This is a genomic window from Arthrobacter sp. SE2, from assembly GCF_058244265.1.
Window position 1 is genome coordinate 36,201 of record NZ_JBZAYA010000019.1, and the last position, 14,880, is coordinate 51,080.

The following is a 14,880-nucleotide window of genomic DNA, read 5'->3' on the forward strand; positions in this document are numbered from 1 at the left end:
TGCCGGCTAACGTATTAATCATGCTCGACCCACTGGAAGTTGCCGCGGAGCCGAACAGGCGGCGTCTGTTGCACCTGCTTGCGGCGGGCGAGCGCACCGTGACGGAGCTGGCTGGCGAATTCACGGTGAGCAGATCCGCCATCTCGCAGCACTTGTTGGTGCTGGAGCAGGTAGGCCTCGTTGCTGCCCGCAAAGAAGGACGCAACCGCTTCTACCGCTTGGACAACGCCGGCATGAGAGAACTCCGGATGCTTTTTGAGCAGTTCTGGACCGCTGAGCTGGACATGCTCCTCGCTGACGCACAAAACTTCACCACCGACCGCCTTCAAACAACAGAGGAATCACCATGATTTACGACAAGACCGTTCTTCTTCCCCTCAACGTCGACCAGGCGTTCGAACTCATCACGCAGCCCGCACGCCTCCGCCGCTGGCAGACCGTAGCCGCGCGCGTCGACCTGAAGGTAGGCGGCGAGTACCGCTGGACCGTCACTCCAGGCCACCACGCAGCCGGAACGTTCACCCAAATCGAACCGGGCAAGCGCATCGTCTTCACGTGGGCCTGGGAGCAGCCGGAGGCCCCGGCAGACAACGTCTCCACCGTAGCCATCACCCTTGAGCCAGCCGACGGCGGGACCACGGTGCGCTTCGTGCACGAAGGCCTTCCGACGCCGGAAGCCGTCGCAGCCCACTCCGAGGGCTGGAACCACTACCTCGACCGTCTCCTCGCCGAGGCCTCCACGGGTGACGCAGGTGCCGACGAATGGGCCGCTGCCCCCGCCGATCTCAACGAGCTCACCTCTGCGGACGCCACGCTCGCCATCGTGCAGCGCGTGCTGGCGCACGTGACCGAGGCCGACGCGCAGACCCAGACTCCGTGCGCCGATTTCAACGTGTCCCAGTTGCTTGAACACCTTGCTGGCTCAATTGCCAACATCGCCAAGGCCCTTGGCGCCGAAGTAGCCGACGACGCCGGAAAGTCGCCTGAGGTGCGCATCGCCGACCTCGCCCAGCCCACGCTGGAGGCTTTCTACCGCCGCGGCCTCGAAGGCACCATCGACATGGGCTTCGCCGAATTGCCGGCCACGATGGTCGCCTCGATCCTCAACCTCGAGTTCCTCGTCCACGCTTGGGACTTCTCCAAGGCCCTTGGCCTCGAAGTGTCGGTTGCGGATGAGCTCACCGACTACGTCGAGGTCCTCGCGCAGAACACCATCAGCGAGCAGGTCCGTGCGAGCGGCAGCTTCGCCCCGGCTCAGGAAGTCGCCGAGACGGCATCCAGCCTTGAGCGCCTGGTCGCTTTCACGGGCCGGGCTGTTCACGCATAAGGGTTCCAACGCCGCTCTTCAGGGGGTCCGTCCGCGCTGGCTGTTGTCAGTGTCGGACCCCCGTACTACTTTGAACGTGGTATCCGCTGGCGAAAGCCGGCTACTCAACGAAGGGATAGCAATGCCGCAGGTTGATAGCTACAAGCAGGGAACTCCGTGTTGGGTGGACCTGTCGTCGTCGGACATCGAGGCTTCCAAGGCCTTCTACGGTGATCTGTTCGGCTGGGAACTGGACGCGATGGACGCCGGTAACGGCATGACGTACTACATGGCCAAGCTGCAGGACCGCTACGTTGCGGGCATGATGCAGCAGATGCCGGACATGGCTGCGGCTGGTGCGCCGTCCTTCTGGGCCAATTACCTCGCCGTCGATTCGGTCGACGAGGCTGCCGAGCGCGCGACGGCGGCCGGCGGCAACATCGTCTTCCCGCCGGACAGCGTCCCCAACGGGAGCGGCCGGATGTTCTTCGCCGCCGATCCGACGGGTGCGCAGATTGGTTTCTGGGAGGCCGGAAGCCACCACGGCGCCGGGTTGGTCAATGAACCGGGCACGGTGGTCTGGAGCGAACTGCAGACAAACGACGTTCCCAAGGCCGTGGCGTTCTACGAATCCGTGACGGGATGCTCCAGCGAGACGGCTGCGGCCGGCGATCTGCAGGAATACACCCAGTTCGTGGTGGACGGGAAGTCCGTAGGCGGCGCCATGAAGCAGCCCGTCGAGGGAATGCCGCCGTTCTGGATGACCTACTTCAATGTCGCGGACGTGAACGAATCCGTGGCGAAGGCCGTCGAGCTCGGCGCCCAGGTCTTCGCGCCTGCCTTCGACGTCCCTGGCGTCGGCCGCATGGCAGTCCTCGGCGATCCCGCCGGAGCAGCCTTCAGCGTCATGGCCGCCGAAAGCAACTAGGCCTTAACCAAGAGTGCCCACCCAACTGCCGGATCGGCAATTGGGTGGGCACTTTTTGCGTGAGGAACCCTTAGGCGTAGGCGTTCACAAGGCGCACTGCGCCGCCGTCGACGCCCTTGGCGCCCTGGACGTAGTCCGGGCCGCTCTTGATGATCGAGTCCGAGTCCGCAGCCACGGTACCCATGACCCACGACGGCAAGCCGCGTTCGTTGAGGCGGGCCACGGCGGCGTCTGCGATTTCGGGGGACACGATCGCCACCATGCCGACGCCGAGGTTGAGCGTGCGCTCAAGGTCGGCAAGGGGAACATTGCCGAGCTCGGAAACCAGCTTGAAGATGGCCGGCAGTTCCCACGTGGCGCGGTCAACCGTGGCCACGAGGCCCTGAGGCAGGACGCGGGCCAGGTTGGCCGCGAGGCCGCCGCCCGTGACATGGCTGAAGCCGTGCACGGCGCCGGGCGCAGTTCCCAGGCCGCTGACCGGGAACGCGCGGGCGAGGTCCAGGCAGTCGGCGGCGTAGACGCGGGTGGGCTCGAGCAGTTCTTCGCCCAGGGTGCGGCCGAGTTCGGAGACCTGGCGGTCCAGGGCCCAGCCGGCGTGGTTGATCACGCGGCGAACCAGGGAGTAGCCGTTGGAGTGCAGGCCCGAGGAGGCCATGCCGATCACGACGTCGCCGGCGCGGACCCGGTCCGGGCCGAGCAGTGCGTCGGCTTCGACAACACCGGTAGCTGCACCCGCGACGTCGTACTCGTTCTCACCCAGCAGGCCCGGGTGCTCAGCGGTTTCGCCGCCCACCAGGGCAGTGCCCGCCACGGAACAAGCGGCCGCGATGCCTCGGACGATGTCCGCGATGCGCTCGGGGACAACCTTGCCGCATGCGATGTAGTCGGTCATGAAGAGTGGCTCAGCACCGACTACCACGATGTCGTCCACCACCATGCCGACCAAGTCGAAGCCGATGGTGTCGTGGATGTCCATGGCCTGGGCTATGGCCACCTTGGTGCCGACGCCGTCAGTGGACGTGGCCAGCAGGGGCCTCTTGTACGTGAGCAGCTTCGAGACGTCGTACAGGCCGGCGAAACCGCCGACGCCGCCGAGCACCGAGCTGTTATGGGTCGCCTTGACGGCGTCCTTCATGAGTTCGACGGCGCGGTCGCCCGCTTCGACGTCGACGCCGGCGGACGCGTAGGTGATGCCGGCTGTGTTCTCAGCGGCGGAGGATGCGGAGGTCATACAGACTCTTTCTTATCGGCGTCGGTCAGCAGGTTCTCAAACTCGGCGTCGGGTCCGGGATCGCAGCCCGTGGCGCCGGGCTTGTTGGCCGGGTCGTCCGAGTCCGCGGTCGCGGCTTCGGCGGAGATGCCCGACGTCGGCAGCCCGCCGAGGTCGGTGCGCTCCAGGAGGTTCTTGCCCAGTTTGTCCGAACCCGGAAGTGCGATGGGGTACTGGCCGGTGAAGCAGGCGGTGCAGAGGCGTTCCCGCGGCTGCTGGGTGGCGCCGATCATGCCGTCTTCGGAAATGTAGGCCAGCGAATCCGCTCCGATGGCCTGGGAGATTTCCTCGATGGTGGCACCGTTGGCGATCAGTTCAGCGCGGGACGCGAAGTCGATGCCGTAGAAGCAGGGCCACTGGACGGGCGGGGAGGAGATCTTGATGTGGACGGCTGCGGCGCCGGCCTCGCGGAGCATCCGGACGATGGCGCGCTGGGTGTTGCCGCGGACGATCGAGTCATCGACCACCACCACGCGCTTGCCGCGGATCACGGATTCGAGGGCGTTGAGCTTGAGCCGGATGCCGAGCTGACGCAGGGTCTGCGAGGGCTGGATGAACGTGCGTCCCACGTAGGAGTTCTTGACGAAGCCGTGCGCGAACGGGATGCCGGATTCCTCGGCGTAGCCGACCGCAGCCGGAGTTCCGGATTCGGGGACCGGGATGACGATGTCCGCTACCTGGGTGTTTTCGCGGGCCAACTGGCGGCCCATCTCCACTCGGGACTCGTACACGGAGCGTCCGGCAATCGAAGCGTCGGGGCGCGCAAGGTAGACGTACTCGAAAACGCAACCCGCCGGCGTCGCTTCCGCGAAACGCTGGGAACGGACGCCGTTCTCGTCAATGGCGATGAACTCGCCGGGCTCGATCTCACGAATGAAGCTCGCACCGACGGTTGCCAGGGCGGACTGCTCCGAGGCGACAACCCAGCCGCGCTCAAGGCGGCCAAGGCACAAGGGGCGGATGCCGAAGGTATCGCGGGCGGCGTAGAGGGTGCCTTCGTCCATGAATACGAAGCAGAAGCCGCCGCGGATCTTGGGAAGCAGCTCAAGTGCGGTCTGTTCGAGGGTCTTGCCCTCTTCGCCTTCGAGGAGGGCGGTGACCAGGGCGGTGTCCGAGGTGTTGCCCTGCTTCATTTCTCCGGTCAACTGGCCGCCGTTGAGCTCGAGGATCATTTCCCGGAGCTCGGCAGTGTTGGTCAGGTTGCCGTTGTGCGCGAGGGCAACGGTGCCGGTGGCGGTTGCGCCCAGGGTGGGCTGTGCGTTGGCCCAGTGGCTTGCTCCGGTGGTGGAGTAGCGGCAGTGGCCGACGGCAAGGTGCCCGGTGAGGGTGTTCAGGGTTGTCTCGTCGAAGACCTGGGACACGAGGCCCATGTCCTTGTAGACATTGATGCGCTTGCCGTCACTGGTAGCAATACCAGCCGATTCTTGTCCGCGGTGCTGCAACGCATACAGCCCGTAATAGGTGAGTTTTGCTACTTCTTCGCCCGGCGCCCAGACCCCGAAGACGCCACAAGCGTCCTGAGGTCCTTTTTCGTCGGGGAGAAGATCATGAGAAAGTTTTCCGTCGCCACGTGCCACTGGTCAATTGTCGCATGATGTTGGCGTGGTACTTTCCCTCACGCGACATTGTGACCGGGATCCTATGCCTCGGCGTCGTCCTCTGCGGGGCCGGGCACGGACTCGACGACGGCACGCCGGGAGCGCCGCACACTGACCTTGTCGAGGACGAGAGCTGCGATGGCGCCCAGCAACACGCCGCCCGCGGCAAAGGACACGAGGAAGAACCCGAAGACCGCCCCGGTGTCGAAACTCTCGTCGCCGGGGATCCCGTAGGCCACGAACGCGGCAACGATGATGCCGAGCACACCGCCCAGGCCCATGAAGGGAACGAACTTCGGCGCACGGCGGACCGTGATCCCGCGGCGTTCCGGGGTGCCGTTATGTGCCGCGGCGTTGTGCGCCGCGCTGTTGGGTGACGTGCCGCTTTGTGACGTGCCGTCGGCGTTTGAGTCCTCAGAAACCATGCCTTCCAGCCTACCGTTTCGAGGAGGTTGGTTTGTGGTCTGAAGTCAGACCATTGACAGATTGATGTGAAGTGGGTCACTATCGATGCGAGCGGTGTCGGCCCGTTCCCCCCTTCCGTTTAGAAAGAGAATAATCATGAGTGATCGTTCTACGGCAGCGAAGGTGCAGGCTGTGCAAGACGCAGATGCTGCGGCCCTCGCCGAGCTTGGCTACAAGCAAGAGCTACATCGCGGCATGTCCGGCTTCTCCAACTTCGCAGTCTCGTTTTCCATCATTTCGATCTTGGCTGGCTGCATCACCTCCTTCAGCATTGCGCTCAAGTCCGGCGGTCCGGCTGCCATCAACGTGGGTTGGCCCATCGTTGGCCTCTTGGTCCTGTGCGTGGCTCTTTCCATGGCCGAGGTTTGTTCGCGATACCCGACAGCCGGTGGCCTGTACTTCTGGGCCGGCAGGCTCGCCAAACGCAACAAGCGGGCTTGGGCCTGGTATGTCGGCTGGTTCAATTTCCTCGGTGAGGTGGCCGTCACCGCCGCAATCGACTTTGGCTGCGCCACAACAATGATGGCTTTCGCGGCGCTGACTTTCGGCGTCGAGCCCACCGCAGGCGGTACGTTCGCCCTGTTCGTCGTCCTGATGATCATCCACGCCCTGCTCAACAGTTTCGGCGTCAAGATTGTCAGTTTCCTTTCCAATGTCTCCGCGTGGTGGCACATTGTGGGCGTCGCGATCATCGTGGCGGCGCTGTGGATCATGCCCACGAGCCACCAGTCCTTCGACTGGACAATGACGGCGTGGCACAACGAAACAGGCTTCACCTTCGGACCGTATGTCTTCCTCATGGGCCTGCTCATGTCGCAGTACACCTACACCGGCTACGATGCTTCGGCCCACGTTGCCGAAGAGACCAAGAACGCAGCCATCGCGGCTCCCAAGGGGATTGTCATGAGCGTGGTCATCTCCATCATTGGTGGCTGGATTCTGCTCTACTCACTCGTCGCGGCGATCCCGAACGGCTCGGAGGAGGGTCTGACCACCCTTGGTGCCACTCCAACCGGTTTGCCGCCGGCACAGATCTTCCTGGATGCGCTGGGCAACCCCGGCGTAGCGAAATTCCTGCTCGCCATCGTGGTGGGCGCACAATTCTTCTGCGGCATGGCGTCAGTGACCGCCAACTCACGCATGACTTACGCTTTCTCCCGCGACAATGCACTGCCAGGCTCCCGCATCTGGGCCAAAGTCAACGCCCGGAGCGGCACCCCCACAAATTCCATCGGGCTCTGCGTTGGCTGCGCGATTGTGCTCGCCTCACCCGCCCTGTTCAACACAACCGCCTATTTTGCCGTGACGAGCGTCGCCGTCATTGGGCTCTACATCGCGTATATCACCCCGGTGTTGCTCCGCAGGCTCAACAAGAACTTCGTACCGGGCCCGTGGCACCTCGGGAAATGGAGTCCCATTATCAACTGGATAGCGATTGTGTGGGTCGCCATCATCGTGATCCTCTTCGTCCTTCCGCCCGTCGCAGACATCACCATCGACACCTTCAACTACGCGCCTATCGCCGTCGTGGTCGTCTTCCTCCTCGCCACCGTGCTTTGGTACACCACGGGGCGCCGGACGTTCATGACAAGTGCCGAACAGGAGCATCTGACGATCGACGCGGATAAGCTGCTCAACTAGCACAACCATGGGCCGCCGGCGGTTCTTCGCCGGCGGCCTCCCAGCCAGGAAGGTCGCCATGTTCCTCGTTGAACCGATTGAATCCCCCCTACTGGAGACGGTCCTGCTCCCCGCGCGTGGACATATGGCCTTCGAGTCGTGCGTCGAGCACTTGGGATCGGCAATTCAGTTGGGGATCTTCAAGACCGGCGAGCGACTCCCGCCCGAGCGCGACTTGGCCGAGCGTATGCAGGTCTCCCGGGCCACGCTGCGGGAAGCGATCAGCGCACTGCGCGCAGCCGGTTTCGTCACGACCGTCCGGGGGAGGGGCGGCGGAACCATCGTGGAACCGGTCGGCAACGCGCGGCCGCCTGAGCGTCCCGGCAACAAGGACCGGCAGGAGGAAATCAGCGACATCCTCATCTTCCGTTCGGTGATTGAACCGGGGGCCTGCCAGCGGGCGGCCTCAATGCGACTGAGCGAGGACCAGCGCCGGCTTCTGACTGATTCGTTGGCCGAGGTCGAAAACGCGGGTTCACCGGTGGAATACAGGCAAGCGGACGCCCGCCTTCACCTGGCGTTCTCCGCTGTTGCGGGATCGCCCGAACTCAACAAAGCCAGTACCACCATCCAGACAAAGATCCACGAATTCCTGGCGGAAATCCCCTTTCTGCAGCGGAATATCGAACATTCAAACCAGGAACATCGATTGATAGTGCAGGCCATCCTCGACGGCGAGCCTGCAGCGGCCCGAAGCGTCATGGAATTGCACTGCGAGTCCACTGCCGCACTACTCAAGGGACTACTGAAATGAGCAGCACCATGAACGACATTTCGAACACCGTGGATACCACCGTTCACCCTCGCAATGACCGTATGCTCACCGTTGAGCAACTCAAGGCACAGATTGGTGAGGGCGCCATAGACACGGTGATTCTTGGCTTCACCGACATGCAGGGCAGGCTTCAGGGCAAGCTCCTTCACGCGCAATTCTTCCTTGATTCCGTCCTGGAACACGGCACCGAAGGCTGCAACTACCTCCTCGCCGTGGACACCGAAATGAACACTGTGGATGGCTATGACATTTCCTCGTGGGAAAAGGGCTATGGAGACATGCTTTTCGACATGGATCTGGACACCATCCGTGTCCTTCCCTACCGCGAGGGAAGTGCGCTGATCCAGTGCGATCTGTCCATGACCGACGGCACTCCGGTCTCTGTTTCACCCCGTGCCATGCTCAAGCGCCAGACGGCCAAGGCGGCCGAGCGCGGTTGGAAGGCACTTGCGGGCACCGAGCTTGAGTTTGTCGTCTACAACGACTCCTACGAGCAGGCATGGGACCTGGACTACAAGCACCTCACTCCTGCCAACCAATACAACGTGGACTACTCGCTTCTGGGATCCGGTCGCGTGGAACCCCTGCTTCGCCGGATCCGGAACGAGATGTACGCAGCCGGCATGACGGTGGAATCCGCGAAAGGTGAATGCAACTTCGGCCAACACGAGATCGCGTTCAAGTACGACGAAGTGGTCACCACGGCGGACAACCATTCCGTCTACAAGACCGCGGCCAAGGACATCGCCCATGACATGGGCCAATCCATTACATTCATGGCCAAGCCCAACGAACGCGAGGGCAACTCCTGCCACATCCACCTGTCCCTTCGCGGACTCGACGATGAGCTGGTTTTCTGGGATAAGGCCACCGGCGCCCGCACCAAAACCTACGATCAATTCATCGCCGGGGTGCTTGCCACGATGCGGGAATTCACGCTCTTCTACGCTCCCAACATCAACTCCTACAAGCGGTTCGTCAAAGGCTCCTTCGCACCGACGGCGGTGGCCTGGGGCCTCGACAACCGCACCTGCTCGGTGCGCCTCGTGGGACATGGTCAAAGCGCGCGGCTTGAAAACCGGCTGCCAGGTGGCGACGTCAACCCGTACTTGGCACTGTCGGCCATGCTTGCCGGCGGGCTTTACGGAATCGAAAACGAGCTCGAACTCGAACCGGCAACCCTTGGCAACGCCTACACCTCGGGCGCTCCCACCGTGCCGACGACGATGCGGGAAGCGCGGGATCTGTTCGCCAGCTCCGTGATCGCCAAGGAAGTCTTCGGTGAGGAAGTGGTGCGGCACTACGTCAACTACGCCGACGTCGAACTGGCAGCTTTTGAGTCCGCTATCACGGACTGGGAGCTCCGCCGCGGGTTTGAAAGGCTGTAGGGGCGATGACTCGGAATCAGACGCCGGCTCCAGATCCAGTCCGACGGCCCCGGATCGCCCTGACCACCTATCTGCAAGACGCGAAATGGGGGGATTGGGACGCGCGGGCAGCCGTGCTTCCGGCAACATATTTGGAGGCCGTGGTGGCAGCGGGCGGCACACCCCTGCTCCTGCCGCCCATCGGCACGGATACCTCCGTACTTGACCTTGTCGACGGCCTGATTGTGGTGGGAGGCAGCGACGTCGACCCCGGAAATTACGACGCCGAGCCTCACCCGAGCACCCGCAGCCAGCCCGCGCGGGACGAGCACGATATCGCTTTGACGCTGGCCGCGTTGGAGAAAGGGGTTCCGCTCTTCGCAATCTGCCGCGGCGCGCAAATCCTGAACGTTGCCTTGGGCGGAAACCTCATCCAGCACGTGCCGGACGTGCTTCCCGAGGCCAACTACCAACCCGCTTCGGGGGTTTTCGGCGAGGTGACGTTCGGTACCCGGCCGGGGAGCATCATCGCGGAACAACTAGGCGAGCGGGCATCGGCGCCCGTCTATCACCACCAGATTCTGGACCGGGTTGCCGAAGGGCTCTGCGTCACGGCGTATGCGGCGGACGGCACGGTCGAGGCCGTCGAGTCGACCCAAGGAAGCTGGGTGTTGGGCGTTCAGTTCCACCCTGAACAAAATTGTTCAGACTTGCGCCTCTTTGAAGGATTCGTTGAGGCCGCCAGAAGGTACCGGGACGGCGAACTTTACGCTGAGCGCTTCGACCCATCGACGGAATTCAAACCGACAGAAAAGAGCTGGGCGTGAGTGCCGCAACTTTTGACATCATCAATCCGGCCACCGAGGAATTCCTTCAAACTGTAGAACTGGCATCCCTGGCCGAGACCGACGCGCTGATTGCCCGCGCGGCTGGCGCCTTTGAGACCTGGCGGAAGGTGTCGCCGTCGGACCGTGCACTGCTCTTGCGCCGGTTCGCGGCCGCCGTCGACGCCGATCTGGAGAACCTCGCACAACTGGAAGTCCGCAATGCGGGCCATACTGTCGGCAACGCCCGCTGGGAAGCGGGCAATGCGCGCGACGTCATTAGTTACTACTCGGCGGCTCCTGAGCGGCACTTCGGGCGCCAGATCCCCGTTGCCGGAGGCCTCGATGTGACGTTCCACGAGCCATTGGGCGTTGTCGGCATTATTGTGCCGTGGAACTTTCCCATGCCAATCGCGGCGTGGGGCTTCGCTCCGGCGCTCGCGGCAGGCAACACGGTGGTACTCAAGCCTGCGGAACTTACGCCGCTGACGGCGATGAGGCTGGGTGAGCTGGCGTGCGAGGCCGGCCTGCCCGACGGCGTGCTGACCATCATCCCGGGGAAGGGCTCCGTGGTGGGGGCACGCTTCGTGACCCACCCCGCGGTGCGGAAGGTCGTCTTTACCGGGTCTACCGGGGTTGGCAAGCAGATCATGGCCGGTTGTGCTGATCAAGTGAAGCGGGTGACGCTCGAGTTGGGTGGCAAGAGCGCGAACATTGTGTTCGCCGACGCCGACCTTCAGGCCGCTGCCGCCGCAGCTCCCGGTGGTGCGTTCGACAATGCCGGCCAGGACTGCTGTGCCAGATCTCGGATTCTGGTGGAAAAATCGGCCTACGACGCCTTCCTTGAACTCTTGGAACCCGCCGTTCGAGCTGTCAAAGTCGGCGACCCGGCGGACGAGAGTACCGTCATGGGGCCCTTGATTTCCGCCTGGCAAAGGGAAACTGTCGCGGGCTTTGTGCCCTCGGGAGCGCCCATAGCTTTCCAGGGGGAGGTGCCCGAAGGTCCCGGATTCTGGTTCCCGCCCACAGTTCTGGCCCCCGACTCCTTTGACGACCCGGCGGTGCGTGAGGAGATCTTCGGACCAGTCGTCGTCGTCGTTCCCTTCAACGACGAGGCGGACGCCGTACGGATCGCCAATGACACCCGGTACGGCCTCTCCGGATCCATCTGGACCCAAGACATCGGCCGGGCCTTGCGCGTGGCCCGCGGAGTGGATGCCGGAAACCTCTCGGTGAACTCGCACTCTTCAGTCCGGTATTCGACGCCGTTCGGCGGCTTCAAGCAATCGGGCCTGGGCCGCGAACTGGGTCCTGACGCGCTCGATTCCTACAGCGAAGTAAAGAACGTTTTCATCGCGCACTGAACCCACCAAACTTTGGAAGCCCCATCATTCAAGGAGAAATCACCATGACCGAATTCATTTCAAACCGCCTCAAGGACCGCACGGCCGTCATCACCGGCGGCGGCAGCGGGATCGGCTTGGCCACGGCAAAGCGTTTCGCCTCGGAGGGTGCCAACGTGGTGATCGCCGATATCGATCCGGCAGCTGGAGAAGCGGCAGCGGCCGCCGTCGATGGCATCTTCGTGAAGGTCAACGTCACGGACGAGCAGGAAGTCATCGACCTCTTCGCCGCAGCAAAGAGCCACTACGGCAGCGTGGATATCGCCTTCAACAACGCCGGTATTTCGCCGCCGGACGACGCTTCGATCCTTGACACCGGAATTGAAGCCTGGCGCCGGGTCCAGGAGGTCAACCTGACGAGCGTCTATTACTGCTGCAAGTACGCGCTGCCGTACATGTTGGAACAGGGCAAGGGCTCGATCATCAACACCGCGTCCTTCGTGGCCGTGATGGGCGCGGCAACTTCGCAGATCTCCTACAGCGCTTCCAAGGGCGGCGTGCTGGCAATGACCCGCGAGCTGGGCGTCGAATTCGCCCGCAAGGGTGTGCGGATCAACGCACTATGCCCAGGGCCAGTCAACACCCCGTTGCTGAAGGAACTCTTCGCTTCCGATCCGGAGCGGGCAGCGCGCCGCTTGGTCCACGTGCCCTTGGGGCGCTTCGCAGAACCTGAGGAACTGGCCGCAGCGGTCGCCTTCCTGGCGAGCGACGACGCCTCGTTCATTACCGCTTCGACCTTCATGGTTGACGGCGGAATCTCGGGAGCCTACGTCACCCCGATCGACTAGGGGGAGCTTCCACGTCCGTCGATTGTTCCCCACCGGCTCCCTCGCCGGTGGGGAACAATCGGGTTAGCTGCCCCGGTACGTGGAGAATGCGAAGGGGCTGAGCAGGAGCGGCACGTGGTAGTGCTCGCCTGCGTCGGACACCGTGAAGCTCAAGTCCACTTCCGGGAAAAAAGTGTCCACGCCCTGTGCCTTGTAATACGGACCTGTTGCGAAGTTCAGGCGGTAGCTGCCGCCGTCGACCTTCTCAGGGCCCAGATCCTTGATCCGGCCGTCCGCGTCGGTGGTGCCGCTAGCCACATGCTTCCAGTTGTCGCCGTCGCGCACGGAGAGAACGACGGCGACGCCGGCCGCTGGCCGCCCGGAACCGGTGTCCAGGATGTGGGTGGTTATCTGGGAAACGCTCATTTGTTTGGCACTCCTTCGCTGCTGGCATTGGCTTCGCTGATGACGCCGGCAAGGCGCAGCACCGCGATTTCGCGCAACTGGCCCGCCACGATGACGTCTTCTTCTTCCGCGGTGTGGCTCAGGCGCTCTTGGAGGGAGGCGAGGATCTCGTTGGCTGTCCGGCCCGCCGCGCGGATGAGGAACACGCGGCCGAACTTGGCCTCGTACTCACGGTTGCCTTCGGCCAAAGCGGTGACTACGCCGTCATCGCCGGGGTCGACGCCGTCCTGTTCGGAGCGGGACATCGCGGCTTCGGTGGTCTGTGCCTTGGGCCGTTCGCCGATCCGCGGGTGGTGGGCCATCGCGGCCGCTACTTCGTCCGAGGTGAAGGGCTCGGCGGTTTCCCGGGCGAAGTCGAGCAAGGAGTCCAAGCCGCTGAAGGGGCGCGCATCTGCGACGTGCTCCACCCAACGCTGGATGTCGAGGCATGGGCGGAGGACGTCGATGGCGTCCGCACGGTCCACGCTGTTGAATACTTCAAGCTGCATGCTTGTTCATTCCTCGTGCGAGTGCTGGCATCCATGGTGTTGGCTATGCGGAACTCCGGCGATTCCTGCCGGATGGACCTGCGTGCCTCCGCACTCCAGGCCTTCCACATCATGGAACTGTTATTTCAGCATACGTAATAGTGAATCCAATGACTGCCGCGGTGTCAAGAGAATACCGCACCCCGGTCCTCCCGCCCCGACCTACCCTCCCTGCGACGCCCTGCCTGCCCTGGGACGCTCGCTCACGTATGTGGCTATTTTCCCCGACGCTCGCTCACCTTTGCCGCCCTTTCCCGAAACGCTCGCTCACCATTGCCGTCTGGTGGACAATGTCAGCAACGAGCCAAAGGAGTTCCGCCATGCCAGAGGTCCTGACGTCCCGGTATCTCTTCGGACCGGGTCCCAGCAATTGCTATCCGGAAGTGACCGCCGCGTTGGCATTCCCGGTGATCGGGCATCTGGATCCGGTGTTCATAGAGCGCCTGGACAGGACCTGCGCTGGGCTCCGGAAGGTGTGGGGGACCCGGAATGCCCGCACCCTGCCGTTGAGTGCCACTGGTTCCGGCGGCATGGAGGCTGCCTTCGTTAATACGGTGTCCGACGGCGATGTGGCAGTAATCGCCGTCAACGGGCTTTTCGGGGAGCGGATGTGTGAGGTTGCCCGGCGATCCGGCGCCACAGTGGTGCGCGTCGACCATGAATGGGGCCGGCCCGTGGACGCGGAGCGGGTCCTCGCCGCGCACCCGCATCCCAAAGTGATTGCCGCGGTCCATGCAGAAACCTCCACAGGTGTCCTGTCCGACGTCGCGCCCCTTGGCGCAGGGAAAGGCGACGCCCTCCTGATCGTGGACGCGGTGACGTCCATCGGCGGGCTGGAACTCCTGGCTGACGACTGGGGGATCGACGTCGGGTACGCCGGGACGCAGAAGTGTTTGGGAGCGCCCCCTGGCTTGTCCCCGTTCACAGTGTCCGAGCGTGCTTTCGAGCGGCGCATCAAGGAGCCCCGTTCGTGGTACCTGGATATCGGCCTTCTGGGTGGGTATGTTGGCGCGGCGAGCGGCAGCCGGACGTATCACCACACGGCACCGGTGACCATGATCGCCGGGCTCGAGGCCGGATTGGACCGCATCTTGGCCGAGGGGCTCGCGGCTGTTCAAGCGCGGCACCGTGCAGCCGGGGCCGAGTTGCGGGATGGCCTTGAAGCGATGGGGCTCGAGCTGTTTGCCGCGGAAGGCTCGCGATTGCCGAGCCTCACCACGGTCAAAGTGCCCGACGGCGTTGACTCGGCTGCGGTCCGCGCTTACCTTCTGGAGAACTTCAGTATGGAAATCGGCTCCGGGGCGGGTGCATTTACGTCGACCGTTTGGCGGATCGGCATGATGGGTCCGAATGCCAACAGGGCATCGGTGAAGCTCGTCCTTGGCGCGCTGGAAGAAGCGATCGCCAAAGCCTGATGCTCGCTCACATATGACGGCCAAATCCCAAACGCTCGCTCACTTCTGGCCGAAAATTACCGAAACGTCCTGCAGGTCATCTGCGCGACG

General features: G+C 63.5%; 15 protein-coding genes. 10 read left to right on the forward strand and 5 right to left on the reverse strand.

Annotation, left to right across the window (positions count from 1 at the left end; translation table 11 throughout):
* Positions 1-20: 20 nt before the first annotated feature.
* The 3 genes from AC4CS3_RS20065 (at position 21) to AC4CS3_RS20075 (ending at position 2,234) form a co-directional block, all read left to right on the forward strand.
* A complete protein-coding gene (locus AC4CS3_RS20065; protein WP_490784908.1) occupies positions 21-350 on the forward strand; it encodes an ArsR/SmtB family transcription factor in 330 nt (109 codons plus the stop codon).
* Entirely contained in the window at positions 347-1,327 is a 981-nt protein-coding gene (locus tag AC4CS3_RS20070) for a TIGR03086 family metal-binding protein (RefSeq protein ID WP_490784909.1), read from the forward strand. Before AC4CS3_RS20065 ends, AC4CS3_RS20070 begins: the two co-directional genes overlap by 4 nt.
* Before the next feature lie 121 nt (positions 1,328-1,448).
* Complete coding sequence (locus tag AC4CS3_RS20075) at positions 1,449-2,234, forward strand: VOC family protein (protein WP_490784910.1); 786 nt, start codon at positions 1,449-1,451, stop codon at positions 2,232-2,234.
* A 70-nt stretch (positions 2,235-2,304) separates the two neighbouring features.
* On the opposite strand, the gene purM is transcribed toward AC4CS3_RS20075, so the two are convergent.
* The 3 genes from purM to AC4CS3_RS20090 form a co-directional block, all read right to left on the reverse strand.
* Positions 2,305-3,465, reverse strand: a complete 1,161-nt coding sequence (gene purM / locus AC4CS3_RS20080) for a phosphoribosylformylglycinamidine cyclo-ligase (protein WP_490784911.1) — start codon at positions 3,463-3,465, stop codon at positions 2,305-2,307.
* Entirely contained in the window at positions 3,462-5,081 is a 1,620-nt protein-coding gene (gene purF, locus AC4CS3_RS20085; RefSeq protein WP_078107476.1) for an amidophosphoribosyltransferase, read from the reverse strand. The genes purM and purF overlap by 4 nt, the downstream gene beginning before the upstream one ends.
* A gap of 62 nt (positions 5,082-5,143) precedes the next feature.
* Positions 5,144-5,527, reverse strand: a complete 384-nt coding sequence (locus tag AC4CS3_RS20090) for a hypothetical protein (RefSeq protein ID WP_490784912.1) — start codon at positions 5,525-5,527, stop codon at positions 5,144-5,146.
* A gap of 136 nt (positions 5,528-5,663) precedes the next feature.
* Here AC4CS3_RS20090 and AC4CS3_RS20095 point away from each other — a divergent pair, with 136 nt between their 5' ends.
* Genes AC4CS3_RS20095 through AC4CS3_RS20120 form a run of 6 tightly spaced genes read left to right on the forward strand, consistent with a single transcriptional unit; the run spans position 5,664 to position 12,404 of the window.
* The gene (locus AC4CS3_RS20095) at positions 5,664-7,208 is read left to right on the forward strand and encodes an amino acid permease (protein ID WP_490784913.1); all 1,545 of its coding nucleotides are present in this window, start codon (positions 5,664-5,666) and stop codon (positions 7,206-7,208) included.
* 58 nt (positions 7,209-7,266) lie between these two features.
* Positions 7,267-8,001, forward strand: coding sequence for a FadR/GntR family transcriptional regulator (locus AC4CS3_RS20100; RefSeq protein WP_490784914.1), 735 nt, complete (start codon positions 7,267-7,269; stop codon positions 7,999-8,001).
* Entirely contained in the window at positions 7,998-9,410 is a 1,413-nt protein-coding gene (locus tag AC4CS3_RS20105) for a glutamine synthetase family protein (RefSeq protein WP_490784915.1), read from the forward strand. The genes AC4CS3_RS20100 and AC4CS3_RS20105 overlap by 4 nt, the downstream gene beginning before the upstream one ends.
* Positions 9,411-9,415: 5 nt before the next feature.
* Positions 9,416-10,216, forward strand: coding sequence for a gamma-glutamyl-gamma-aminobutyrate hydrolase family protein (locus AC4CS3_RS20110; protein ID WP_490784916.1), 801 nt, complete (start codon positions 9,416-9,418; stop codon positions 10,214-10,216).
* Positions 10,213-11,577: an aldehyde dehydrogenase family protein gene (locus tag AC4CS3_RS20115; protein WP_490784917.1), complete on the forward strand. Its 1,365-nt coding sequence runs from the start codon at positions 10,213-10,215 to the stop codon at positions 11,575-11,577. The genes AC4CS3_RS20110 and AC4CS3_RS20115 overlap by 4 nt, the downstream gene beginning before the upstream one ends.
* A 44-nt stretch (positions 11,578-11,621) precedes the next feature.
* Entirely contained in the window at positions 11,622-12,404 is a 783-nt protein-coding gene (locus AC4CS3_RS20120; RefSeq protein WP_234754369.1) for a 3-oxoacyl-ACP reductase, read from the forward strand.
* 63 nt (positions 12,405-12,467) lie between these two features.
* Here AC4CS3_RS20120 and uraH read toward each other — a convergent pair whose 3' ends face one another.
* Both uraH and uraD read right to left on the reverse strand, forming a co-directional pair.
* Entirely contained in the window at positions 12,468-12,809 is a 342-nt protein-coding gene (gene uraH, locus AC4CS3_RS20125; RefSeq protein ID WP_241710130.1) for a hydroxyisourate hydrolase, read from the reverse strand.
* Entirely contained in the window at positions 12,806-13,336 is a 531-nt protein-coding gene (gene uraD / locus AC4CS3_RS20130) for a 2-oxo-4-hydroxy-4-carboxy-5-ureidoimidazoline decarboxylase (protein ID WP_490784918.1), read from the reverse strand. Before uraD ends, uraH begins: the two co-directional genes overlap by 4 nt.
* Before the next feature lie 359 nt (positions 13,337-13,695).
* Between uraD and AC4CS3_RS20135 the strand changes: the two genes are divergently transcribed.
* Entirely contained in the window at positions 13,696-14,790 is a 1,095-nt protein-coding gene (locus tag AC4CS3_RS20135) for a pyridoxal-phosphate-dependent aminotransferase family protein (protein ID WP_490784919.1), read from the forward strand.
* Positions 14,791-14,880: the final 90 nt, after the last annotated feature.